The sequence below is a fragment of the Pantoea sp. X-Soil-MYKO-1785 genome, assembly GCF_059730675.1.
Map to the genome: position 1 here is coordinate 685,124 of NZ_AP036000.1, position 23,492 is coordinate 708,615.

General features: G+C 57.1%; 20 protein-coding genes and 1 riboswitch. Of the genes, 11 read left to right on the forward strand and 9 right to left on the reverse strand.

All coding sequences use genetic code 11. From position 1 onward, the window contains the following. Position 1 precedes the first annotated feature (1 nt). The 4 genes from thiQ to sgrR form a co-directional block, all read right to left on the reverse strand. Positions 2 to 703, reverse strand: coding sequence for a thiamine ABC transporter ATP-binding protein ThiQ (gene thiQ / locus AC6I8D_RS03035; RefSeq protein WP_312759385.1), 702 nt, complete (start codon positions 701 to 703; stop codon positions 2 to 4). Then, a complete protein-coding gene (gene thiP / locus AC6I8D_RS03040) occupies positions 687 to 2,297 on the reverse strand; it encodes a thiamine/thiamine pyrophosphate ABC transporter permease ThiP (RefSeq protein ID WP_497819638.1) in 1,611 nt (536 codons plus the stop codon). The genes thiQ and thiP overlap by 17 nt, the downstream gene beginning before the upstream one ends. Beyond that, on the reverse strand, positions 2,273 to 3,259 hold the full coding sequence (thiB, locus tag AC6I8D_RS03045; protein ID WP_312055367.1) for a thiamine ABC transporter substrate binding subunit: 987 nt from the start codon (positions 3,257 to 3,259) through the stop codon (positions 2,273 to 2,275). The genes thiP and thiB overlap by 25 nt, the downstream gene beginning before the upstream one ends. Before the next feature lie 45 nt (positions 3,260 to 3,304). Next, positions 3,305 to 3,407, reverse strand: a riboswitch (TPP riboswitch). A 35-nt stretch (positions 3,408 to 3,442) separates the two neighbouring features. Further along, positions 3,443 to 5,104: an HTH-type transcriptional regulator SgrR gene (gene sgrR / locus AC6I8D_RS03050; RefSeq protein WP_497819639.1), complete on the reverse strand. Its 1,662-nt coding sequence runs from the start codon at positions 5,102 to 5,104 to the stop codon at positions 3,443 to 3,445. 253 nt (positions 5,105 to 5,357) lie between these two features. Between sgrR and AC6I8D_RS03055 the strand changes: the two genes are divergently transcribed. After that, a complete protein-coding gene (locus AC6I8D_RS03055; protein ID WP_312055369.1) occupies positions 5,358 to 6,536 on the forward strand; it encodes an MFS transporter in 1,179 nt (392 codons plus the stop codon). 39 nt (positions 6,537 to 6,575) lie between these two features. Here the strand turns inward: AC6I8D_RS03055 and leuD are convergent, their stop codons facing one another. The 5 genes from leuD to leuL form a co-directional block, all read right to left on the reverse strand. Next, complete coding sequence (gene leuD, locus AC6I8D_RS03060) at positions 6,576 to 7,181, reverse strand: 3-isopropylmalate dehydratase small subunit (RefSeq protein ID WP_069728437.1); 606 nt, start codon at positions 7,179 to 7,181, stop codon at positions 6,576 to 6,578. Positions 7,182 to 7,184: 3 nt separating this feature from the next. Beyond that, on the reverse strand, positions 7,185 to 8,591 hold the full coding sequence (gene leuC / locus AC6I8D_RS03065; RefSeq protein WP_312055370.1) for a 3-isopropylmalate dehydratase large subunit: 1,407 nt from the start codon (positions 8,589 to 8,591) through the stop codon (positions 7,185 to 7,187). Positions 8,592 to 8,595: 4 nt separating this feature from the next. Further along, on the reverse strand, positions 8,596 to 9,687 hold the full coding sequence (leuB, locus tag AC6I8D_RS03070) for a 3-isopropylmalate dehydrogenase (RefSeq protein WP_312055371.1): 1,092 nt from the start codon (positions 9,685 to 9,687) through the stop codon (positions 8,596 to 8,598). A 2-nt stretch (positions 9,688 to 9,689) separates the two neighbouring features. Next, positions 9,690 to 11,252 carry a 2-isopropylmalate synthase gene (leuA, locus tag AC6I8D_RS03075; protein WP_497819640.1) on the reverse strand — a complete coding sequence of 521 codons (1,563 nt, stop codon included), beginning with the start codon at positions 11,250 to 11,252 and terminating at the stop codon, positions 9,690 to 9,692. Positions 11,253 to 11,340: 88 nt separating this feature from the next. Further along, the gene (leuL, locus tag AC6I8D_RS03080) at positions 11,341 to 11,439 is read right to left on the reverse strand and encodes a leu operon leader peptide (RefSeq protein ID WP_193387671.1); all 99 of its coding nucleotides are present in this window, start codon (positions 11,437 to 11,439) and stop codon (positions 11,341 to 11,343) included. Positions 11,440 to 12,156: 717 nt separating this feature from the next. Between leuL and ilvI the strand changes: the two genes are divergently transcribed. From ilvI to mraY, 10 genes are all read left to right on the forward strand, one after another. After that, on the forward strand, positions 12,157 to 13,881 hold the full coding sequence (gene ilvI, locus AC6I8D_RS03085; protein WP_312055373.1) for an acetolactate synthase 3 large subunit: 1,725 nt from the start codon (positions 12,157 to 12,159) through the stop codon (positions 13,879 to 13,881). Between the two features lie 2 nt (positions 13,882 to 13,883). Continuing rightward, positions 13,884 to 14,375, forward strand: coding sequence for an acetolactate synthase small subunit (gene ilvN / locus AC6I8D_RS03090; RefSeq protein ID WP_312055374.1), 492 nt, complete (start codon positions 13,884 to 13,886; stop codon positions 14,373 to 14,375). Between the two features lie 198 nt (positions 14,376 to 14,573). After that, positions 14,574 to 15,584 carry a catabolite repressor/activator gene (gene cra, locus AC6I8D_RS03095; RefSeq protein WP_312055375.1) on the forward strand — a complete coding sequence of 337 codons (1,011 nt, stop codon included), beginning with the start codon at positions 14,574 to 14,576 and terminating at the stop codon, positions 15,582 to 15,584. A gap of 498 nt (positions 15,585 to 16,082) precedes the next feature. Next, positions 16,083 to 16,541 (forward strand): division/cell wall cluster transcriptional repressor MraZ, encoded by a 459-nt coding sequence (gene mraZ, locus AC6I8D_RS03100; RefSeq protein ID WP_069728434.1) that lies wholly within the window; start codon positions 16,083 to 16,085, stop codon positions 16,539 to 16,541. A gap of 2 nt (positions 16,542 to 16,543) precedes the next feature. Beyond that, positions 16,544 to 17,485 carry a 16S rRNA (cytosine(1402)-N(4))-methyltransferase RsmH gene (rsmH, locus tag AC6I8D_RS03105; protein WP_312759377.1) on the forward strand — a complete coding sequence of 314 codons (942 nt, stop codon included), beginning with the start codon at positions 16,544 to 16,546 and terminating at the stop codon, positions 17,483 to 17,485. After that, positions 17,482 to 17,802 (forward strand): cell division protein FtsL, encoded by a 321-nt coding sequence (ftsL, locus tag AC6I8D_RS03110; protein ID WP_031375982.1) that lies wholly within the window; start codon positions 17,482 to 17,484, stop codon positions 17,800 to 17,802. Before rsmH ends, ftsL begins: the two co-directional genes overlap by 4 nt. Positions 17,803 to 17,818: 16 nt before the next feature. Beyond that, positions 17,819 to 19,585 carry a peptidoglycan glycosyltransferase FtsI gene (locus AC6I8D_RS03115; RefSeq protein ID WP_312055377.1) on the forward strand — a complete coding sequence of 589 codons (1,767 nt, stop codon included), beginning with the start codon at positions 17,819 to 17,821 and terminating at the stop codon, positions 19,583 to 19,585. Further along, on the forward strand, positions 19,572 to 21,059 hold the full coding sequence (gene murE / locus AC6I8D_RS03120) for a UDP-N-acetylmuramoyl-L-alanyl-D-glutamate--2,6-diaminopimelate ligase (RefSeq protein ID WP_497819641.1): 1,488 nt from the start codon (positions 19,572 to 19,574) through the stop codon (positions 21,057 to 21,059). Before AC6I8D_RS03115 ends, murE begins: the two co-directional genes overlap by 14 nt. Further along, positions 21,056 to 22,414, forward strand: a complete 1,359-nt coding sequence (gene murF / locus AC6I8D_RS03125) for a UDP-N-acetylmuramoyl-tripeptide--D-alanyl-D-alanine ligase (protein ID WP_497819642.1) — start codon at positions 21,056 to 21,058, stop codon at positions 22,412 to 22,414. The genes murE and murF overlap by 4 nt, the downstream gene beginning before the upstream one ends. Continuing rightward, positions 22,408 to 23,490 (forward strand): phospho-N-acetylmuramoyl-pentapeptide-transferase, encoded by a 1,083-nt coding sequence (gene mraY / locus AC6I8D_RS03130; protein WP_031375978.1) that lies wholly within the window; start codon positions 22,408 to 22,410, stop codon positions 23,488 to 23,490. Before murF ends, mraY begins: the two co-directional genes overlap by 7 nt. Positions 23,491 to 23,492 lie beyond the last annotated feature (2 nt).

Here is a 23,492-nt window from a genome sequence, read left to right on the forward strand (position 1 = left end):
GTTAGCGGCGCGGGATGCCCAGTACATCAGCCTCCCGCGTCTCGCCCGACAGCAACTGTTGGGTCGCGCCGTCCCAGTAAACCCGTCCATCAACAATCACCACGCTGCGCGGTGCGATCTGTTGCGCATCTTCCAGACTGTGCGACACCATCAGCAGCGTGATGTTGCGGGCTTCGCACACCGAGCGCACCAGCTGCAGCATTTCGCTGCGCAGCGCCGGATCCAGCGCCGAAAAAGGCTCATCCAGCAGCAGTACCGGGCGATCGCGCAGCAGACAACGCGCCAGCGCCACCCGCTGACGCTGGCCCCCCGATAGCTCGCCCGGCAGTCGCGCCAGCAGACCGCCCAATCCCACCTGATCGGCCAGCGCAGCCAGCTGCTGGCGCTGCTCTGCGTTGAGCTTCAGTCCCGGGTGCAGGCCCAGCGCCATGTTCTGCTGCACGCTGAGGTGCGGAAACAGGTTGTTCTCCTGAAACAGCATCGATACCGGCCGCCTGGCGGGCACGCTGTGGCTATGATCCTGGCCATCAATCATCAGCGTGCCCTGGCGGATCGGCAGAAAACCGGCGATCAGGCTGAGTAAGGTACTTTTTCCGGCACCGCTTGGCCCGAGGATCGCCAGCCGCTCGCCACGTTCGGCATGCAGGCTGAAGCGCATCGGCAGATGCTGATAAAGGTAAGTGAGATTATTCAGTGTCAGCATGGCGGCCCGGTAATTTTTCCATCAGGGTGAACAGCAGCAAACAGAGCAGCAGCAGCAGCAGAGCGGTGACTGCGCCGTCGGCACCACGATAGGCACCAATCTGTTGATAAAGGTAGAACGGCAGGGTGCGGAAGTCGGCGTTGCCAAACAGCGCCACCACGCCAAAATCACCGATCGACAGCACGCAGGCAAACGCCAGCGCCTGTGCCAGCGGACGTTTCAGCGCCCGCAGTTCAATCAACCGCAGTCGGTTCCAGCCGTGGATATCCAGTGAATCGCATAGCCTGCCGTAGCGCTCGGCGAGATCACGCATCGGGTTTTCCAGTACTTTCAGCGCATAGGGAATGGCGATCAGCGCATTGGTAAAGATCACCAGCCCGTCCGCCGACGCCGGCAGGCCAACGGTGGCGTTAAACAGCAGAAAGAAGCCGGTCGCCAGCACAATGCCGGGCATTGCCAGAATCAGCATGCCGCTGGTGTCGATCAGCTGTGCGGCGAGCGGGCGCTGACGCAGACGCAATTCGCGACTGCTCCACAGCAGCATCAGCGTCAGTATTACGCACAGCAGGCCGGCACCGACCGCGATGCGCAATGAGGTCAGGGTCGCCTGCCACAGCGCTGGCTGGGCCAGCGCGCCGCGCAGCCCGCCGTGCAAGCCATCCACCACTACCGCCGCCAGCGGCGGCAGCAGCAGCAGTAACGCCAGCATAATCAGCAACCCATCCGTTAGTTGAGCCAGACGAGAATCCTGTGGATCGCGCCAGCCGTGCAGCTGGCTGGTACCGGCAGGGAGCGCTTTACTGAACCGCTGGCTGAGCAGCACCAGCGTCAGACAGCAGCTGAGCTGAATCAGCGCCAGCAAGGCGGCTCGACCGGGATCGTAGTCGTAACTGAGCGCCTGAAAGATCGCCAGTTCAATGGTGGTGGCCTGGGGGCCACCGCCCAGCGACAGCACGGTGGCGAAGCTGGCGAAGCAGAGCATAAAGATGAGCGCGCCGGTCGGCAGCAGCTGACGACGCAGCCATGGCCACTCCAGCAGGCAAAAGTGGTGCCAGCCGCGCAGATCAAGCTGTGCGGCCAGTTGACGCTGCTCGGCCGGAATACTCTCCAGCGCCTGCAGCATCAGACGCGTCGCCAGCGGCAGGTTAAAAAAAACATGCGCCAGCAAAATGCCCTGTAACCCATAGGGTGAGAAGTGATAGTCAATGCCCAGCAGCTGACACATCTGCGCCAGCCAGCCGACGCGGCCATAGACCGTCAGTAGGCCAAACACCGCCACCAGCACCGGCAGCACCAGCGTCATGGCACACAGACGCAGCAACAGCTGACGACCGGGAAAGCGGCGGCGATAGAGGGCGCGCGCCAGCGGCACTGCAGGCAGCAACGACAGCAGGGCGGAGAGCAGCGCCTGACCAAAGGAGAACGCCACAACGTGCTGCAGGTACTCATCCAGCAGCACGCTACGCCAGTCGGTGACCGGCGCGGCATTCCACAGCGAGATAAAGGCGAACAGCGCCACGCTGATTAACAGCAGCGTGGCGAGCGACCCGGGGATCAGCCAGCGCGGCATTAGCGGCTGACGGCGCGTTGCCACTGGCTAATCCAGCCAGAGCGCTGGCTGGCTACCTCTTCCGGCGAATAGTGCAGCGCGGTGGCGGGCACCTGCAGCGTGGCGAAGCCAGCAGGCAGGGTGGTTTTGATCGCCGGATACATCCAGTTGCCGGTCGGGATGGTGTTCTGGAACGCCGGCGAGACCATAAACTGCATGAACTGCTGCGCCAGTTTCGGCTGTTTACTGCTGGCTAACTGCGCAGCAACCTCGACCTGCAGATAGTGGCCTTCGGCAAACGGTGCGGCGGCGTAGTTCTCTTTTTTCTCTTCGATGATGTGATAGGCCGGCGAGGTGGTATAGCTCAGCACCAGATCGCCTTCGCCTTTCAGGAACAGACCGTAGGCTTCACTCCAGCCCTTGGTGACCGTCACGGTTTTCTGCGCCAGCTTTTGCCATGCCTGCGGGGCCTGATCGCCATAGACTTTCTGCATCCACAGCAGCAGACCTAATCCCGGGGTACTGGTACGCGGATCTTCATAGATGACCCGCCATTTTTCCGGGCTCTCTACCAGCTCTTTCAGGCTTTTCGGCGGATTTTTCAGGCGGGTTTTGTCATAGACGAAGGCGAAATAGCCATAATCAAACGGAACAAAGGTGCTGTCGTGCCAGCCACCCGGCAGCGTCAGCTGCGCGGTATCGACCTTGCTGGCGGCAAACAGACCGGTTTTTTGCGCCGCCTGCAGCAGGTTGTTATCCAGTCCCAGCACCACATCCGCTTTGCTGTTTTTGCCTTCCATTCGCACGCGATTCAGCAGCGACACGCCATCTTCCAGCGTGACAAATTTCAGTTCGCAATCGCACTGCGCTTCAAAGGCTTTTTTGACCGCCGGACCGGGGCCCCAGTCAGCGGAGAAGGAGTCGTAGGTGTAAACCGTCAGAACCGGTTTGGCAGCCAGTACCGGGGTGGAAAGTAACAGCAGCAGTGGCAGAACTTTGTTAAACACTTTGCGCTCCTTCAGGAGAATAGGGGATGAGTCGCAAAGGATCTGAGCAGCAGGCCTCTCAAATCCCTACGTCGGTATTAACCGAATCAGGTTCGACGGGTCTCTCTCAGCCGTTTGCGGTCAGCAGGCGGCACCCCGTTGAGAACGTCACATTCTAGTCATTTCAGCGTCAGCGCGAAAGCGTTACAGCGCGGGCGGCGCAAACCAGGCAGATTTAAAATCGAACCAGCCGAGGGTATTCATCCGCACGCCGCGCATGCTGCGCTGACCTTCAAGCAGCAGCCAGTGGTGGAACAGCGGATGCAGACCGGCCTCTTCCACTAACCGCTTGCTCCATTCGGCCAGCGGCAGCGCTTTTTCACGCCAGCGGGCGGCATCAGCGTGCCAGTCGATCGGCAAACAGTGATGCAGCAGCGGGATCTCATACAGCTGGGCAAACAGTGAAAAGGCCAGTGGCAGCGTGAAGTTCACGCTGCCGAGCCAGATATCGCTGTCGGCCTCGCCCTGATGCCAGCATTCGTAACTGACTTCACGCGTCTCCAGCGTAACGCCGTGCTGCGCCAGCAGCGGACGCAACGCATTGGCAATGCCTTCGTGCTCAACGTGCTGACTGTACCAGGTGAGCGTCAGGTGAGTCAGGCCGGGCGGCTTTTCGACCGGGGTAAGATCGCGGCGGTGATGCCAGCGCGGCAGCAGGCCATAGGCCGGAAACCAGTAACGCTGATAGCCGACGCCGGCGTGGTTGAGCAGGGCGATGGGATTGAACAGATAGCTGACCCAGCGCCGTATCGTCTCGTCACGGCCTTTTTCCGAACGCTGATCAAACAGCAAATAGTAGCAGCCTTCTTCCAGCCGGCTCTCTTCCTGGATCTCATCCGCGCCGTCGCCCTGCAGGCGCACACCTGCGTAGACCAGCTCATCGCTGATATCCGGCAGTACCCAGATAGAGACGTCATCAATCAGCGCGCGAAAGCCAAAATAATCATCAAAGGCTTCTATCTTCAGCTGACTTTCCTGATTGCGGATCACGCTGTAAGGGCCGGTGCCGATCGGCTGGCGGGCAAAGTCGCGCTGCGTGGGCCACTCGCGCGGCAGGATCATCGCACTGACGCTGGCCAGTAACCAGGGTAACCAGTCGTCGGGCTGGCTTAAGGTGATATCCAGCGTCCACGGAGCGGGCGAGTCGAGCTGTTGAATATGGGAAAACAGCGGCTGCTGACGCTGACGTTCCAGCGTGGCGATAACATCGGCCATCTCCAGTTCGCGACCATGATGAAAGCGAATCGCCGGTCGCAGAAAAAAGCGCCAGTGGAGCGGGGAAGTCTGCTGCCAGTGATGGGCAATATCGGCCTCTATTTCCCCATTTTCCTCATTTATGCGCGTCAGGCCATTAAAAATCTGGCGGGCAATATGGGTTTCGGAGCGGCGCAGGGCGGAGCCCGGCAGCAAATTCAGCAGCGGGCGGTAGTAAAGCACCCGCAGAATGTGTTTTCCCTGACGGAAACTGCGGCCAAGGTGAGCGCCAATCATCTGCCTGACCTGATTCTTATCGCCGACCAGTTGCACCAGCTGATCGATGCGATCCTGATCCAGCAGATCCTCAGCGCGCTGCTGCTGTAGCGCCAGCCCGGTGTAGCAGAAGGTCAGTTGTGAGCGCTTACCGCGTCCGGCTTCGGCCTGCCAGATTAACCAGCCGGCCGCCTGCATCCGGTTGAGTAAGTTGCGCATATGCCGGCGTGAACAGTGCAGCAGGTCAGCCAGTTCGCTCAGGGTGATCTCCTGCGTCTGCCCCTGGCAGCTTTGCCACAGGCGTATGAACTGCTGCTTCAGGCGAGATGAGAACATAAAAGAGGAACTCCCGGTGAAAAGCGCTCTGTTTTTCTTGCCGCATTTTAAGGGCAAACTTTGCTCTATGGGAAGAGCGGGAGGCATTCAGCTATGAATGGCGTTCGACCCTCATGCCGCTGTTCAGCGGGATGCTTTTCTGAGTAGGGTGCAATTACACCGCCAGCAGATGATCTCTGCTGGCTTTTTTCATGCTGCACGGTATCGTCTACCCTTCTTCTCTTCCCCTGTTCATCCTGTAAGGGATTTCGGTATGAAATCGCTGTTAACGCGGCAGCGCCGCATCAATCCGGTCTACCTCGCTTTTATGGTCGCCTCGTTCATGCTGGGCGTGGCGGGCGCATTGCAGGCACCGACCCTCAGCCTGTTTTTAACCCGTGAGGTGCAGGCCCGCCCATTCTGGGTCGGGCTGTTTTTCACTATCAATGCGGTGGCCGGTATCGTGGTGAGTATGCTGGTGGCAAAGCGATCGGACAGCGTCGGCGATCGCCGCAACATCATTCTGTTCTGCTGCCTGATGGCGCTGGTTAATGCGCTGCTGTTTGCCTTTACCCGCCACTATCTGACGCTGATTACCCTTGGGGTGCTGCTCTCGGCGTTAGCCAGCGTGTCGATGCCGCAGCTGTTCGCGCTGGCACGTGAATATGCCGACCAGTCAGCGCGGGAAGCGGTGATGTTCAGTTCGGTGATGCGGGCACAGCTGTCGCTGGCGTGGGTGATCGGACCGCCACTGTCGTTCGCTCTGGCGCTGAATTACGGTTTCGTGACGCTGTTTATGGTGGCGGCGGCGCTGTTCCTTATCTGCATCGTGCTGGTGTGGTTTACCCTGCCGTCGGTGCCGCGCGCTGAGCCACTGCTGCAAAGCGGCGGCCTGCCGTTAAGCGGCTGGCGTGACCGGGATGTGCGGCTGCTGTTTCTGGCCTCGGTGACCATGTGGACCTGCAACACCATGTACATCATCGACATGCCGCTCTACATCAGTACCACGCTGGGATTGCCGGAAAAGCTGGCCGGTTTGCTGATGGGGACCGCGGCCGGGCTGGAGATTCCGGTGATGCTGCTGGCCGGGCATTACGCACGGCGTATCGGCAAGCGGCGGCTGATGCTGCTGGCGGTGGCGGCAGGGGTGCTGTTTTACCTTGGGCTGGTGCTGTTCAACTCGCGCACCTCACTGATGGTTTTACAGCTGTTTAATGCGGTGTTTGTCGGGATTATCGCCGGTATCGGGATGTTGTGGTTTCAGGATTTAATGCCGGGGCGACCCGGCGCTGCGACAACGATGTTCACCAATTCGATCTCGACCGGCATGATTCTGGCCGGGGTTATTCAGGGAACCTTAAGTGAGCGGCTGGGACATGAAGCGGTCTACTGGCTGGCATTTGTGCTGGCGATAGCGGCTTTTATTATGTCAGCGCGGGTACGCGACGTTTAAAGCAGCAGGGCGACGGGATGCCGCCCTGCTTTGACTCTATCAGCGCAGGAAGGCGGGCTGGTTCTGCTCATATTGCGAGATCGACGCTTCGTGTTGCAGCGTCAGGCCGATACTGTCAAGGCCGTTAATCATGCAGTGACGGCGGAAGCTGTCGAGTTCGAACGGATAGACTTTATCCCCCGCAGTCACCGTCTGCGCTTCCAGATCGACCGTAAAGCGAATGCCCGGTTGCGCCGCCACCAGTTTAAACATCTCATCCACTTCCTGTTCGCTTAACTTGACCGGCAGCAGCTGGTTATTGAAGCTGTTACCGTAAAAAATATCCGCGAAGCTCGGCGCAATCACCACGTGAAAACCGAAATCGGTCAGCGCCCAGGGCGCATGCTCACGTGATGAGCCGCAGCCAAAGTTTTCACGCGCCAGCAGAATGCTGGTGCCTTTGAACTCCGGCTTGTTGAGCACAAAACCGGGCGTCGGCACGGTGCCGGCATCATCTTCAAAGCGCCAGTCGTGAAACAGGTGCTGGCCGAAACCGGTGCGGGTTACTTTCTGCAAAAACTGCTTAGGGATAATGGCATCAGTATCGACGTTAGCCGCATCCAGCGGCGCAACGATACCGGTGTGCTGGGTAAATTTATTCGCCATCGGTTAAGCTCCTGTCGTCAGTTGACGGATATCGGCAAAATGGCCGGAAACGGCGGCAGCGGCTGCCATCGCCGGGCTGACCAGATGGGTCCGGCCACCGCGGCCCTGACGACCTTCAAAATTACGGTTGCTGGTTGAGGCGCAACGCTCGCCTGGATTCAGACGGTCATTATTCATCGCCAGACACATTGAACAGCCTGGCAGACGCCATTCAAAACCAGCGTCGAGGAAGATTTTATCCAGACCTTCGGCTTCAGCCTGAGCTTTGACCGGACCGGAACCTGGCACCACCATGGCAATCACGCCAGGCGCGACTTTGCGGCCTTTGGCGATGGCGGCGGCAGCGCGCAGATCCTCAATGCGTGAGTTGGTGCACGAGCCGATAAACACCTTATCAATCGCCACATCGGTCAGTTTAATGCCTGGCTGCAGGTTCATGTAGGCCAGGGCTTTCTCCGCCGAGGCGCGCTCGACCGGATCGGCAAACGAGGCCGGATTGGGAATGACCTGATCAACGGCGATCACCTGGCCTGGGTTGGTGCCCCAGGTGACCTGCGGTGCAATCTGTTCGGCATGCAGCGTGACGACCGCGTCATATTTCGCCCCTTCATCGGACTTCAGGGTACGCCAGTAGGCTACAGCCTGTTCCCATTTCTCACCCTTCGGCGAGAACTGACGGCCTTTCAGGTAGTTAAATGTAGTCTCATCCGGCGCAACCAGGCCCGCTTTGGCACCCATCTCAATCGCCATATTACACAGGGTCATGCGGCCTTCCATGCTCAGCGCTTCAATCGCCGGACCGCAGAACTCAACCACGTGACCGGTGCCGCCCGCGCTGCCGGTTTTGCCGATGATCGCCAGCACGATATCTTTGGCGGTGATGCCGGTCGCGGCTTCGCCCAGCACTTCAATCTTCATGGTTTTCGCCCGACCCTGTTTCAGCGTCTGGGTGGCAAACACATGCTCGACTTCTGAGGTGCCGATACCAAAGGCCAGCGAGCCAAACGCGCCGTGCGTGGCGGTGTGTGAGTCGCCGCAGACGATGGTCATGCCCGGCAGGGTCATACCCTGCTCAGGGCCGATAACATGAACGATGCCCTGGAACGGGTGATTCAGGTCATACAGCTGCACGCCAAATTCAGCGCAGTTTTTCATCAGCTCCTGCATCTGAATACGCGCCATCTCACCCGACGCATTGATGTCTTTGGTCTGGGTTGAAACGTTGTGATCCATGGTGGCGAAGGTTTTTTCAGGCTGACGGACTTTACGTCCGTGTGCGCGCAGCCCATCAAACGCCTGTGGCGAGGTCACTTCATGGATCAGATGACGATCGATATAGAGTAATGGCGTTTCATCTGGCGCTTCGTGGACGACATGTGCATCAAATAACTTCTGGTATAAGGTTTTCATTATTTTATTTTTCCTCGGCGATAAAGCGGGCAATGATGCTGCCCATCTCATCGGTGCTGACCGCAGGGCCGTCGCCGGCTAAATCTTTGGTGCGGTAGCCCTCTTCCAGCGCCCGGCTGATGGCGCGCTCAATGCTATCGGCGGCGTCATCGGCATTCAGGCTGTAACGTAACAGCAACGCCAGTGACAGGATCTGCGCCACCGGGTTGGCGATGTTCTGACCCGCAATGTCTGGTGCAGAGCCACCGGCCGGTTCAAACAGACCAAAACCCTCTTCATTCAGGCTGGCGGAAGGCAGCATGCCCATTGAGCCGGTGATCATCGCGCACTCATCAGAGAGAATGTCACCGAACAGGTTAGAGCAGAGCAGCACGTCAAACTGCGACGGATCTTTGATCAGCTGCATGGTGGCATTGTCGATATACATGTGGCTCAGCTGGACATCCGGATAATCTTTAGCCACCTCGTTGACGATCTCGCGCCACATTACCGAGGTCTGCAACACGTTGGCTTTATCGATTGAGGTCACTTTATGACGACGTTTGCGCGCCGACTCAAACGCGATGCGGGCGATGCGTTCGATTTCGAAACGGTGGTAAACCTCGGTATCGAATGCCCGCTCGTGCGGACCGCTGCCTTCACGGCCCTTCGGCTGGCCGAAGTAGATGCCGCCAGTCAATTCACGTACGCACAGAATGTCGAAGCCCCGGGCGGCGATGTCGCTACGCAGCGGGCAAAAAGCTTCCAGTCCGCTGTAGAGTGCCGCCGGACGCAGGTTGCTGAACAGACGGAAGTGTTTACGCAATGGCAACAGCGCGCCGCGCTCAGGCTGAGACGCCGGCGGTAAGTGTTCCCACTTTGGCCCGCCAACCGAACCGAACAGAATAGCATCGGCCTGCTCACAGCCTGCGACGGTGGCGGGCGGTAACGGCTCACCGTATTGATCGATGGCGATGCCACCCACCGCGTATTCGCTGGTAGTGATGCGCATGTCGAAGCGTTGACGAATCGCGTCTAACACCTTCATTGCCTGCGCCATCACTTCCGGGCCGATACCGTCACCCGGTAAAACTGCAATATGGGAAGAGCTGGACATAGTTATACCGTTTCCTTCTGATCTTTAAATTTGCGCTGCAATTCTTGTTCAACCTGTCTGGCACGCCAGATGTTATTCAGGGCGTTAACCATCGCTTTGGCGGACGATTCGACGATATCAGTCGCCAGACCGACACCGTGGAACTTACGGTTGTTGTAGCTCACCACGATATCTACCTGACCCAGCGCATTTTCGCCGTGGCCCTTGGCGGTCAGTTTGTAGTTAACCAGTTCTGCATCCAGCTGGGTGATGCGATTGATCGCCTGATAAACCGCGTCAACCGGACCATTGCCGGTGGCGGCATCTGATTTGATACTCTCGCCGCAGCCCAGATTGACCGAGGCCGTGGCGGTGATGCTCGAACCGGTCTGGACGTTAAATTCGTTCAGCTGGAAATATTCCGGCTCTTCATTCTGTTTATTGATGAAGGCCAGCGCTTCCAGGTCGTAATCAAATACCTGACCTTTTTTATCAGCCAGCTTCAGGAAGGCGTCGTACAGGGTATCCAGATTGTAATCGTGCTCGGCATAGCCCATCTCTTCCATACGGTGTTTAACCGCCGCACGGCCAGAACGTGAGGTCAGGTTGAGCTGGATTTTGTGCAGGCCAATCGATTCAGGGGTCAGAATTTCATAGTTCTCGCGGTTCTTCAGCACGCCATCCTGGTGAATACCAGAGGAGTGGGCAAAGGCGTTGGAGCCAACCACCGCTTTGTTGGCCGGGATCGGCATATTGCAGATCTGGCTGACCATCTGGCTGGTGCGGTAGATTTCCTGATGATTGATATTGGTGTGGACGTTCATGATCTGCTGGCGGGTTTTGATCGCCATGATCACCTCTTCCAGCGCACAGTTACCGGCACGTTCACCCAATCCATTCAGCGTGCCTTCAACCTGGCGGGCGCCCGCCTGCACCGCAGCCAGCGCATTACCGGTCGCCATGCCCAGGTCATCATGGGTATGCACTGACAGAATCGCTTTATCGATGTTCGGCACGCGCTGAATCAACTGGCTGATGATGTGGGCATATTCACCCGGCAGGGTATAGCCGACCGTGTCCGGGATGTTGATGGTGCGGGCACCGGCATTAATGGCCGCTTCGACCATCCGGCACAGGTCGTCAATCGGGGTACGGCCACCGTCTTCACAGGAAAACTCAACATCGTCGGTGTAGTTACGGGCGTGTTTCACCATCTTCACTGCACGCTCAATGACCTCGGGCAGCGTGCTGCGCAGTTTGGTGGCGATGTGCATCGGTGAAGTGGCGATAAAGGTATGAATACGGAAGGCGTCGGCAACCCGCAGTGATTCGTAGGCGGCGTCGATATCTTTTTCTACACAGCGTGCCAGACCGCAAACCCGGCTGTTTTTGATGGTGCGCGCAATGGTCTGTACAGATTCAAAATCACCGGGTGAGGAAACCGGAAAACCGACTTCCATTACGTCCACGCCCATGCGCTCCAGCGCTAACGCAATCTGCAATTTTTCTTTCACACTCAGGCTGGCCTGTAATGCCTGCTCACCGTCGCGCAGAGTGGTATCGAAAATAATGACTTGCTGGCTCATCGTATTCATCCTTATGCATTTCTTGCCTTGCAACGAGCATAAAAAAACCCGCGACAGGCGCGGGTTTTTAACTTTCAGCAGGTTTGAATCAGTGTTTGATTCCGCCCACAAGTCTACCGCGCAAACTGAATGCGTTTAGTAGTAGACCGAGTAGGCGAGAAGAACGAAACATGGATTCAAACCTCATAAAATTTTGTGCTGCACATATTGGTACTGGAATCCCTGTGGGATGTCAACCTTCAATGCAGGGCTATTTCAGCGGGTAAATAAGGAAAATATTCTGTCAGATATCGGTCAGCCAGCGTATTGAACAACTGCGCACGCAGCGCGGGTTAAAACGGGCGATTGGTAACGGAAAGGACTCTGCTGATGCTTGATTAATTGTTTGATATTTAAGTATTTTAAAATTAATCCCTCAGTCTGAATGACCGGATTTATTTTCGCTGCTTTAGCATAATCGTGTGAACTTTAATGATTTTTAGGTTAATTACGCCAGAAAAGAAATGCCACAGCAAATTGTGGGCTGCGGTAAGCGGCAATAACTTTTCGCTATTTCTTAGATCACGCTGAAAATAATTTCATCGCCAGCATTTTCCTCTGCGGTTGTGCGACGTAATTAGTGTATTCCGCGCAGCCCTTTCTTATCGCGCAGAGCCTTTACGTTGGTGCCGTTTAATTTGCGCGAGTTTGCGGTTTGCCTGCCAGGTTAACTGCGGTTATGGTAAACGTCCTACTCTCAAAACAATGAACTCAACAGATTTCTCTGTATCAGCAGGGCGGAACGCGTTCCGTCCTGCTGGCATAAACATAAGGTTTTGATCTTACATTGGCAAAGCAGGTGCCTGGATGACGTAACGCACCCCGCGCGTTAACGCAGCCTGGCCCTCACGCCTGGAGGCAGAAGATGGAGATGTTGTCAGGAGCCGAAATGGTCGTCCGTTCGTTAATCGATCAGGGCGTTAAGCAGGTATTCGGTTATCCGGGTGGCGCGGTGTTGGATATTTACGACGCGCTGCAAACGGTCGGGGGAATCGACCACGTACTGGTGCGTCATGAGCAGGGCGCGGTGCATATGGCTGATGGCCTGGCGCGCGCGACCGGCGAAGTCGGCGTGGTGCTGGTGACGTCAGGGCCCGGTGCCACCAATGCGATTACCGGTATCGCTACCGCGTACATGGACTCAATCCCGCTGGTGATCCTGTCGGGACAGGTGCCTTCGTCGCTGATTGGCTATGACGCCTTTCAGGAGTGCGACATGGTCGGCATTTCGCGTCCGGTGGTGAAACACAGTTTCCTGGTGAAAAACACCGAAGAGATCCCGACCGTGCTGAAAAAGGCGTTCTGGCTGGCGTCGAGCGGACGTCCGGGCCCGGTGGTGATCGATCTGCCAAAAGATATTCTTAATCCGGCAAATAAGCTGCCTTATCACTGGCCGGATGAAGTGAGCATGCGCTCTTATAATCCAACGATTCAGGGGCATAAAGGGCAGATTAAACGCGCCCTGAATACGCTGCTGGCGGCTCATAAGCCGGTGATCTACGTCGGTGGCGGCGCGATTACCGCAGGCTGTGAGGCGGAACTGCTGCAGCTGGCGGAGAGCCTGAATATCCCGGTCACTACCTCGCTGATGGGGCTGGGCGCGTTTCCTGGCACTCACCGTCAATGCGTCGGCATGCTGGGGATGCACGGCACCTACGAAGCCAACATGACGATGCACAATGCCGACCTGATTTTTGGCGTCGGGGTTCGCTTTGATGACCGTACCACTAACAACCTGGCAAAATATTGCCCGGATGCCACGGTAATGCACATCGATATCGATCCTACCTCCATCTCGAAAACGGTGGCGGCCGATATTCCGATCGTGGGCGATGCCCGCCAGGTGCTGCAGCAGATGCTGGAGTTGCTGGCCCAGACTGACAGCAAGCAGCCGCTCGACAGCCTGCGTGACTGGTGGCAATCAATTGAAAGCTGGCGCAGCCGTCAGTGCCTGGAATTTGATCGCAGCAGTGCGAAAATCAAGCCGCAGGCGGTTATTGAAACCATCTACCGCCTGACCAAAGGCGATGCCTATGTTACCTCTGACGTCGGCCAGCATCAGATGTTCGCGGCGCTGTACTACCCGTTCGATAAGCCGCGTCGCTGGATCAACTCTGGCGGTCTCGGCACCATGGGCTTTGGTCTGCCTGCTGCGCTCGGCGTGAAAATGGCGCTGCCGGATGAGACGGTTATTTGCGTCACCGGCGACGGCAGTATCCAGATGAACATTCAGGAGTTGTCGACCGCGCTGCAGTACAATCTGCCGGTGCTGGTGCTGAGCCTGAATAATCGTGTTCTTGGCATGGTGAAGCAGTGGCAGGACATGATCTACTCCGGCCGTCACTCCCAGTCTTATATGGAATCGCTGCCTGATTTTGTTCGTCTGGCTGAAGCCTATGGGCATGTCGGCATCGCCATTGAGCATCCGGCGGAGCTGGAAGAGAAGCTGACGCTGGCGCTGGAAACGCTGGCGCAGGGACGGCTGGTGTTTGTGGATGTCACCGTCGATGGCAGCGAGCACGTTTACCCGATGCAGATTCGTGGTGGCAGCATGGATGAGATGTGGTTAAGCAAAACGGAGAGGACATAACTATGCGTCGCATTTTATCGGTTCTGCTGGAGAACGAATCCGGCGCATTATCCCGCGTGGTCGGCCTGTTCTCACAGCGCGGCTATAACATCGAAAGCCTGACCGTGGCGCCAACGGACGATCCGACGCTGTCGCGCATGACGATTCAGACCGTCGGCGATCAGAAGGTACTGGAGCAGATCGAAAAGCAGCTGCACAAGCTGGTTGATGTGCTGCGCGTAACCGAACTGGGGCAGGGCGCCTACGTTGAGCGTGAAATCATGCTGGTGAAAATTCAGGCCAATGGCTACGGTCGGGAAGAGGTGAAGCGCAACGCGGAGATCTTCCGTGGCCAGATTATCGACGTGACCCCAACGCTGTATACGGTTCAGCTGGCCGGCACCAGCGACAAACTGGACGCATTCCTGAATACCGTGCGCGATGTGGCGGAGATTGTCGAAGTGGCGCGCTCGGGAATCGTCGGCGTGTCACGCGGCGATCGCATCATGCGTTAATCACGCAGCGTAATCACTCAGGATGACTCTAACCCGGCGAAATGCCGGGTTTTTTTTATTTTTTATGCGCCAGACCAGCTACATTCAGAAAAGCATTTGCTCCGCGCACTTTTCTGCTGTTAGATGATAACCATGAGTTGTCCATAGCTTAACTGCGGCTATTTTTTGTCGTATGAACGGCTTCGATTGAGGGTTATCGTGAAACTGGATGAAATTGCGCGTCTGGCAGGCGTGTCGCGTACCACGGCCAGTTATGTCATTAACGGCAAAGCGCGGCAGTATCGTGTCAGCGACAAAACCGTTGAGAAAGTAATGGCGGTGGTGCGTGAGCACAATTACCACCCTAACGCGGTGGCGGCGGGGCTGCGTGCCGGGCGCACGCGCTCCATTGGCTTAGTGATTCCCGATCTGGAAAATACCAGCTATACCCGCATCGCGAATTATCTTGAGCGTCAGGCACGACAGCGGGGTTATCAGTTGCTGATCGCCTGTTCGGAAGATCAACCGGATAATGAGATGCGCTGCATTGAGCATCTGTTGCAACGGCAGGTCGATGCAATCATCGTTTCTACCTCATTACCGCCAGAACACCCGTTTTATCAGCGCTGGATCAACGATCCCCTGCCGATCATCGCCTTAGACCGCGCCCTCGATCGTGAGCATTTCACCAGCGTGGTGGGTGCCGATCAGGATGATGCCTATATGCTGGCTGCGGAATTACGTCAGCTTGAGGTTAAAAATGTGCTGTTTCTCGGCGCGCTGCCCGAGCTTTCAGTCAGTTTTCTGCGTGAAATGGGCTTCCGCGATGCGTGGAAAGAGGACAACCGTCCGATTGACTACATCTACTGCAACAGTTTTGAGCGTACCGCTGCGGCGGCGCAATTTGAAAAGTACCTTGAAGATCACCCGATGCCGGAGGCGCTGTTTACCACCTCATTTGGCCTGCTGCAGGGCGTGATGGATGTGACGCTGAAACGTGACGGGCGGCTCCCGACCGAGCTGGCTATCGCCACATTTGGCGACCACGAATTACTGGACTTTCTTGAGTGTCCGGTGCTGGCGGTGGGGCAGCGCCATCGTGACGTCGCCGAGCGGGTGCTGGAATTAGTTTTAGCCTCTTTAGACGAACCGAGAAAACCAAAACCGGGTTTAACCCGCATCCGGCGTAATTTATACCGTCGCGGCCAATTAAGCCGCAAAGTTAAATGAGTGACGGGCAGTATTAAGCTGCCCGTCTGTTTTAAATTGCCGCTTCTGGCCGATTATAAAAGCGCTTAGAGGTAAAAAAGCGTAAATTCTGCTCACCGAAACTAACAAATCAAAAAGCTTTATTTTTTATTAATTGTTTACAACTTCAGCAAACCCTCTTTTCCCGTCCCGCCTCAAGCCGCTGGGCTTCCTTTCGGAAATCCCCTAAAATGCCGCCGCTGTCTCAGAAACTGCGATAAATATTTTGCGCTTTACATTGTTTCATTTTTAGCCGTTTTTCCCCGTGCCGCTATTTTTATTCAGGTATTCATCAGCTTAATTTTTATTTTTGTCTTTTATTTGAATATATCCTCGCCAGAGGCTAATTCAGCGGCCTGCAAATAGTGATATTGAGCTGCCGCTCCGGCTTGACAAGGATTTCATCGGGTCCTTAAACTCGTTTCGTGGTAAAAAGTGGGATAAAGTGGCGTAAATGGGTGACCAGGGGGTAAGGCTGGCATGTTCCGCGGAGCAACGTTAGTCAATCTCGACAGTAAAGGGCGGCTCGCAGTACCAACGCGATATCGCGATTTACTGAACAGTGAGTCTCAGGGGCAGATGGTCTGTACCATCGACCTCCACCAGCCATGCCTGTTGCTTTATACCCTGCCCGAATGGGAAATCATTGAAAAAAAGCTGGCCCGCTTATCCAGTATGAACCCGCTTGAGCGCCGCGTGCAGCGCCTGTTGCTGGGCCATGCCAGTGAGTGTCAGATGGATAATGCAGGCCGCTTGTTGCTGGCGAATACGCTTCGCCAGCACGCGAAATTAACTAAAGAAGTGATGCTGGTTGGACAGTTCAACAAGTTTGAACTGTGGGATGAACAGACCTGGTATCAACAAGTCAGGGACGATATTGACGCAGAACAGTCGGCTCAGGAACCTTTGTCTGAGCGGTTGCAGGACTTGTCGCTATAGCTATGCAGGAAAATTTTAAACATACCACCGTGCTGTTGGATGAGGCGGTTAACGGCCTCAATATCAGGGAAGACGGGATTTACATCGACGGCACATTCGGTCGTGGCGGTCATTCGCGCTTAATTCTTTCGCAGCTTGGCGCGAAGGGAAAGCTCATCGCTATCGATCGTGACCCGCAAGCTATTGCCGCGGCCGCTGAGATCACCGATCCGCGTTTCTCGATTATTCATGGTCCTTTTTCCGCGCTGGCGGAGTACGTTTCTGAGCTGGGATTAGTCGGCAAAATTGACGGCATTTTACTGGATTTAGGCGTGTCGTCGCCGCAGCTGGATGATGCTGAACGCGGCTTCTCCTTTATGCGCGACGGACCACTGGATATGCGAATGGACCCGTCGCGCGGCCATTCTGCCGCTGAGTGGTTGCTCCATGCCGAAGAGGCCGATATCGCCTTCGTGCTGAAGACTTATGGTGAAGAGCGTTTCGCTAAACGTATCGCCCGCGCCATTGTTGAGCGCAACCGCGAGCAGCCGATGACCCGCACCAAAGAGCTGGCTGAGGTGATCGCCATCGCCACGCCGGTGAAAGATAAATTTAAGCATCCGGCGACGCGCAGCTTCCAGGCGATTCGTATCTGGATCAACAGTGAGCTGGAAGAGATCGACATTGCGCTGAAAGGCGCGGTTGAGGTGCTGGCGCCGCAGGGACGTCTGTCGGTAATCAGCTTCCACTCACTGGAAGATCGGCTGGTGAAGCGCTTTATGCGCGATCAGAGCCGCGGGCCGCAGGTCCCCGCCGGCTTGCCGATGACGGAACAGCAGTTACGTGCGCTGGGCGGACGAGAACTGAAGCTGCTGGGCAAACTGTCGCCGGGCGAGGCTGAAGTGGCTGAGAACCCACGTGCCCGCAGCTCGGTGTTACGTATCGCGGAGAAGACCGACGCATGATCGGCAATGAGCGCCACAGCCTGCCTGGCGTGATTGGCGGCGATCTGCTGCGAAAAGGCAAGATTCCAGTGTTGCTGCTGATCGCCGTGCTGGTTTCTGCGGTACTGGTGGTCACCACCACGCACAAAACTCGCTTGCTGACGGCGCAGCGTGAACAGCTGGTACTGGAGCGGGATGCGCTGGATATCGAATGGCGCAACCTGATCCTCGAAGAAAACGCCCTGGGCGATCACAGTCGTGTTGAACGAATCGCAACCGAGAAGCTGCAATTGCAGCACGTTGATCCTTCACAAGAAAATATTGTGGTGCAGAAATAAGGACCTCAGATAGCGAATGAGCGGCGCAGGCAGAACGCTGAAGTTGAAGAAACCGGAAGATAAGGCCAGCTTTGTAAGCTGGCGTTTTGCGTTGCTGTGCGGCTGTATTTTGCTGGCGCTGGGAGGATTACTGTCGCGTGTTGCCTGGCTGCAGGTGATTAATCCTGACAAGCTGGTGAAAGAGGGCGATCTACGCTCGCTGCGCGTTCAGGCGGTGCCGACGTCACGCGGCATGATTAGCGACCGCGCCGGACGACCGCTGGCGGTGAGCGTGCCGGTTAACGCTATCTGGGCCGATCCCAAAGAGCTGCATGCCGGCGGCGGCGTCACGCTGGACAGCCGCTGGAAGGCGCTGTCGGATGCGCTTTCGATTCCGCTCGACCAGCTGGCCGCGCGGGTTAATGCCAATCCCAAAGGCCGCTTTGTCTATCTGGCGCGCCAGGTTAATCCGGCCATCGGCGAGTACGTCAAAAAACTGAAACTGCCCGGTATCCATCTGCGTGAAGAGTCACGCCGTTACTACCCGGCGGGGCAGGTCACGTCTCATCTGATTGGTTTTACCAATATCGACGGTCAGGGCATTGAAGGGATTGAGAAAAGTTTTGATAAATGGCTGACCGGTGCGCCGGGCGAACGAACGGTGCGTAAAGACCGTTTTGGTCGGGTCATCGAAGATATCTCCTCGGTTGATAGCCGCGCCGCGCATAACCTGACCCTGAGCATTGATGAGCGCTTACAGGCGCTGGTTTATCGCGAACTGAATAACGCCGTCGCCTTTAACAAAGCTGAATCGGGCACTGCGGTGCTGGTGGACGTGAATACCGGCGAAGTGCTGGCGATGGCCAACAGCCCGGCTTACAACCCGAATAACCTCAGCAACACGCCGAAAGATCTGATGCGTAACCGCGCCATTACCGACATCTTCGAGCCGGGCTCTACCGTCAAGCCGATGGTGGTGATGACCGCGCTGCAGCGCGGCGTGGTCAAAGAGAACAGCGTACTGAATACCGTGCCGTACCGCGTCAATGGTCATGAGATCAAAGACGTGGCGCGCTACAGCGAACTGACCCTGACCGGGGTCTTACAGAAATCGAGTAACGTCGGGGTTTCACGTCTGGCGTTAGCGATGCCTTCCTCAGCGCTGGTAGATACTTACGCGCGCTTTGGGCTGGGCAAACCGACCAATTTGGGGCTGGTCGGGGAAAGCAGTGGCTTATACCCTCAAAAACAACGGTGGTCTGACATAGAGAGGGCCACCTTCTCTTTCGGCTACGGGCTAATGGTAACGCCGTTACAGTTAGCGCGAGTCTACGCAACCATTGGCAGCTACGGTATTAACCGCCCGCTGTCGATCACGAAGGTCGATCCCCCTGTCGCGGGACAACGCGTTTTCGATGAGTCACTGGTTAAAACCGTGATGCACATGATGGAAAGCGTGGCGCTGCCCGGTGGCGGTGGGGTGAAAGCGGCGATTAAAGGCTATCGCATCGCCATCAAAACCGGTACCGCCAAAAAGGTCGGGCCGGATGGACGTTACGTCAACAAATACATTGCTTATACCGCAGGTGTTGCGCCTGCCAGTCATCCTCGATTCGCGCTGGTGGTGGTGATCAACGATCCCCAGGCCGGCAAGTACTACGGTGGTGCGGTTTCTGCGCCGGTATTTGGTGCCATCATGGGCGGCGTACTGCGCACCATGAACATCGAGCCGGATGCCTTACCGACCAATGACAAGAACGAGATGGTGACTAACAGAAGTGAGGAATCAAGTGACAGATCGTAACCTGCGCGACTTACTCGGCCCATGGGTGCCAGGCGCGCCGGCGCGTCCACTGCGTGACATGACACTGGATAGCCGTACTGCGGCATCCGGCGATCTGTTTGTCGCTGTTGCAGGCCATCAGGCTGATGGACGCCGTTTTATTCCGCAGGCGATTGCACAAGGCGTTGCCGCCGTTGTGGCCGAAGCCGAAGGAGAAGCGGCCGACGGTGAAATCCGTGAAATGCACGGCGTACCGGTTATCTATCTGACGCAGTTGCATCAGCGTCTTTCGGCCTTAGCCGGACGTTTCTACCAGCAGCCGGGCGAAAAACAGACGCTGATCGGCGTCACCGGCACCAACGGAAAAACCACCACCACCCAGCTGCTGGCGCAGTGGGCCAGCCTGCTGGGCGAAACAAGTGCAGTGATGGGAACGGTGGGTAACGGATTGATCGGCCAGCTTACGCCGGCGGAAAACACCACCGGCTCGGCGGTCGATGTTCAGCATCTGCTGTACGATCTGGCGGAACAAGGTGCCACGCTGACCGCGATGGAGGTTTCTTCCCACGGGCTGGTTCAGCACCGTGTTGCGGCATTGCCGTTTGCGGCCGCCGTGTTCACCAATCTCAGCCGCGATCATCTCGATTATCACGGCGATATGCAGCGCTATGAGTCCGCCAAATGGCTGCTGTTCTCTGAGCATCAGGTTGGTCAGGCGATTTTGAACGCCGATGATGAAGTCGGTCGTCGCTGGCTGGCCAGCCTGCCTGATGCGGTTGCCGTGACGATGGAAAATAATTTACAGCCTGGCTGTCGCGGGCGCTGGCTGAAAGCCGACGCGGTGCAGTATCACGATAATGGCGCGCATATCCGCTTCAGCTCCAGCTGGGGTGAAGGCGAGATCGACAGTCGTCTGATGGGAGCATTCAACGTCAGCAACTTACTGCTGGCGCTGGCGACGCTGCTGGCGCTTGACTATCCGCTTGACGCCCTGATCAACGCAGCAGCGAAATTGCAGCCGGTCAACGGCCGGATGGAAGTATTTAGTGCTGCCGGCAAACCGACGGTAGTGGTTGATTATGCCCACACCCCGGATGCGCTGGAAAAAGCGCTGGAAGCCGCACGCCTGCATTGCACAGGAAAACTGTGGTGCCTGTTTGGCTGCGGCGGCGATCGTGATAAAGGCAAACGTCCGTTAATGGGCGCCATCGCTGAGCAATTCGCTGATGTGGTGGTGATCACCGATGACAATCCGCGCAGTGAAGATCCGCAGGCGATTGTGAAAGATATTCTGACCGGCCTGCTGGACCCGGGTCGCGCCCGCGTGGTCTCAGGCCGCGCACAGGCGGTGACCAACACCATCATGCAGGCGCAGCCGGACGATATCGTGCTGGTGGCGGGTAAAGGCCACGAAGACTACCAGATCATCGGCAATCGCCGGCTGGATTACTCCGATCGCGCCACGGTAGCGGCGCTGCTGGGAGGCGCGGCATGATCCCGGTTTCCTTACGTACGCTCGCTGAAATCACCGGCGGCACGCTGTATGGCAGTGATTTAACCGTTGCTGACGTCACCACCGACACCCGTAAAGTGACGGCAGGCAGCCTGTTTATCGCGCTGGTCGGCGAACGTTTTGATGCCCATGACTTTGTGGGTGATGCGATTGCTAACGGCGCGCAGGCGCTGCTGGTGAGTCAGCATTTACCTGTCGCCGTTCCGCAGGTGGTGGTTGAGGACACCCGACTCGGCTTTGGCAAGCTGGCGGCATGGGTACGCCAGCAGGCGACAGCCCGGGTCGTGGCACTGACCGGCTCATCCGGGAAAACCTCGGTCAAAGAAATGACCGCAGCGATCCTGCGCCAGTGCGGTGAAACCCTGTATACCGCCGGTAACCTCAACAACGATTTTGGCGTCCCGATGACGCTGCTGCGTCTGACCAAAGATCATCAGTACGCGGTGATTGAGCTGGGTGCTAATCATCAGGGCGAGATCGCTTACACCACCGAACTGGTGCGGCCGGAGAGCGCGCTGGTCAACAACCTGGCGGCGGCGCATCTGGAAGGGTTTGGCTCGCTGGCAGGCGTCGCTAGAGCCAAGGGCGAAATATTTATGGGATTGCCGGCCAACGGCACGGCGATCCTCAATGCGGATAGCAATGACTGGCCGAACTGGCAGGCGCACCTGCAGGGCCAGACGGTGTGGCGTTTTTCGCCGCAGGCGGCCGGATGTGATTTCTCTGCCCGTGATATCAGCATTGCGCATGATGGCACCCACTTTGTGATGGTGACGCCGCGCGGTGAGGTGGCGATTACGCTGCCGCTGCCGGGACGGCATAACGTCGCCAACGCGCTGGCGGCGGCGGCCCTGGCGCTGTCGGTTGATGCTCCGCTGAGTGCGATACAGCAAGGGCTGAAAACGCTGCAGTCGGTGCCGGGCCGCCTGTTCCCGATACGTTTATCTGCCCACCAGCTGCTGCTGGATGATAGCTATAACGCCAACGTCGGATCGATGACCGCTGCGGCGCAGGTGCTGTCAGAAATGCCGGGTTATCGGGTGATGGTCACCGGCGATATGGCGGAGCTGGGTGAAGAGACCGAACAGTGTCACCGTGAAGTCGGGCTGGCGGCGCGTGCTGCCGGTATCGATAAGGTCCTGAGCGTGGGAAGCGTCAGCCAGTTGATCAGCGAAAGCAGCGGCGTTGGCGAACATTTCAGCGATAAAACCGCGCTGACTGAACGTTTACGTCAGCTGTTGTCCGAACACAAAGAAATCACTGTATTGATTAAAGGCTCGCGTAGTGCCGCCATGGAGCAGGTAGTACAGAGCTTACAGGAGAAAGGAACATGTTAGTTTGGCTGGCCGAGCATCTGGTCGCTTTTTATTCGGGCTTTAACGTCTTTTCGTATCTGACGTTTCGCGCCATTGTCAGCCTGCTGACCGCGTTATTTATCTCTTTGTGGATGGGACCGCGCCTGATTGCCTGGCTGCAGAAATTGCAGATTGGACAGGTAGTCCGTAACGATGGCCCGGAATCGCACTTCAGCAAGCGCGGGACCCCGACCATGGGCGGCATCATGATCCTCACCTCAATTACCATTTCGGTGCTGATGTGGGCTTATCCGTCAAATCCGTATGTCTGGTGCGTGCTGGTGGTGCTGATCGGCTTTGGCATCATCGGTTTTGTCGACGACTACCGCAAAGTGGTGCGCAAAGATACTAAAGGCCTGATCGCCCGCTGGAAATATTTCTGGATGTCGGTGATTTCGCTCGGCGTGGCGTTTGCCTTGTACGTGGCCGGCAAAGATACCCCCGCGACGCAGCTGGTGGTGCCGTTTTTCAAAGACATCATGCCGCAGCTGGGGCTGTTTTATGTGCTGCTGGCCTACTTTGTGATTGTCGGCACCGGCAACGCCGTCAACCTGACCGATGGCCTTGATGGGCTGGCAATTATGCCAACGGTATTTGTTGCGGCGGGCTTCGCGCTGGTGGCCTGGGCAACCGGGAACGTGAAGTTTGCCGAATATCTGCACATTCCTTATTTGCGTCATGCCGGTGAGCTGGTGATTGTCTGTACCGCCATCGTCGGGGCAGGGCTGGGGTTCCTGTGGTTCAACACCTATCCGGCTCAGGTCTTTATGGGCGATGTGGGTTCGCTGGCGTTAGGCGGCGCACTGGGCACCATTGCAGTGCTGCTGCGTCAGGAGTTTTTACTGGTGATCATGGGGGGCGTATTCGTGGTTGAAACGCTGTCGGTGATCCTGCAGGTGGGATCGTTTAAGTTGCGCGGCCAGCGTATTTTTCGCATGGCGCCGATCCATCACCACTATGAACTGAAGGGCTGGCCGGAACCGCGCGTCATTGTGCGCTTCTGGATTATTTCGCTAATGCTGGTGCTGATTGGCCTGGCCACGCTGAAGGTGCGTTAATC

Excerpts from the sequence above, each read along its gene's own strand:
- AC6I8D_RS03055 (WP_312055369.1), top strand. The coding sequence starts at position 5,358 with ATGAAATCGCTGTTAACGCGGCAGCGCCGCATCAATCCGGTCTACCTC.
- leuC (WP_312055370.1), bottom strand. The coding sequence starts at position 8,591 with ATGAAAACCTTATACCAGAAGTTATTTGATGCACATGTCGTCCACGAA.
- thiQ (WP_312759385.1), bottom strand. The coding sequence starts at position 703 with ATGCTGACACTGAATAATCTCACTTACCTTTATCAGCATCTGCCGATG.
- leuA (WP_497819640.1), bottom strand. The coding sequence starts at position 11,252 with ATGAGCCAGCAAGTCATTATTTTCGATACCACTCTGCGCGACGGTGAG.
- mraZ (WP_069728434.1), top strand. The coding sequence starts at position 16,083 with ATGTTCCGCGGAGCAACGTTAGTCAATCTCGACAGTAAAGGGCGGCTC.
- leuL (WP_193387671.1), bottom strand. The coding sequence starts at position 11,439 with ATGAGGTTTGAATCCATGTTTCGTTCTTCTCGCCTACTCGGTCTACTA.
- rsmH (WP_312759377.1), top strand. The coding sequence starts at position 16,544 with ATGCAGGAAAATTTTAAACATACCACCGTGCTGTTGGATGAGGCGGTT.
- leuD (WP_069728437.1), bottom strand. The coding sequence starts at position 7,181 with ATGGCGAATAAATTTACCCAGCACACCGGTATCGTTGCGCCGCTGGAT.
- mraY (WP_031375978.1), top strand. The coding sequence starts at position 22,408 with ATGTTAGTTTGGCTGGCCGAGCATCTGGTCGCTTTTTATTCGGGCTTT.
- ilvI (WP_312055373.1), top strand. The coding sequence starts at position 12,157 with ATGGAGATGTTGTCAGGAGCCGAAATGGTCGTCCGTTCGTTAATCGAT.
- murF (WP_497819642.1), top strand. The coding sequence starts at position 21,056 with ATGATCCCGGTTTCCTTACGTACGCTCGCTGAAATCACCGGCGGCACG.
- sgrR (WP_497819639.1), bottom strand. The coding sequence starts at position 5,104 with ATGTTCTCATCTCGCCTGAAGCAGCAGTTCATACGCCTGTGGCAAAGC.
- ftsL (WP_031375982.1), top strand. The coding sequence starts at position 17,482 with ATGATCGGCAATGAGCGCCACAGCCTGCCTGGCGTGATTGGCGGCGAT.
- ilvN (WP_312055374.1), top strand. The coding sequence starts at position 13,884 with ATGCGTCGCATTTTATCGGTTCTGCTGGAGAACGAATCCGGCGCATTA.
- AC6I8D_RS03115 (WP_312055377.1), top strand. The coding sequence starts at position 17,819 with ATGAGCGGCGCAGGCAGAACGCTGAAGTTGAAGAAACCGGAAGATAAG.
- leuB (WP_312055371.1), bottom strand. The coding sequence starts at position 9,687 with ATGTCCAGCTCTTCCCATATTGCAGTTTTACCGGGTGACGGTATCGGC.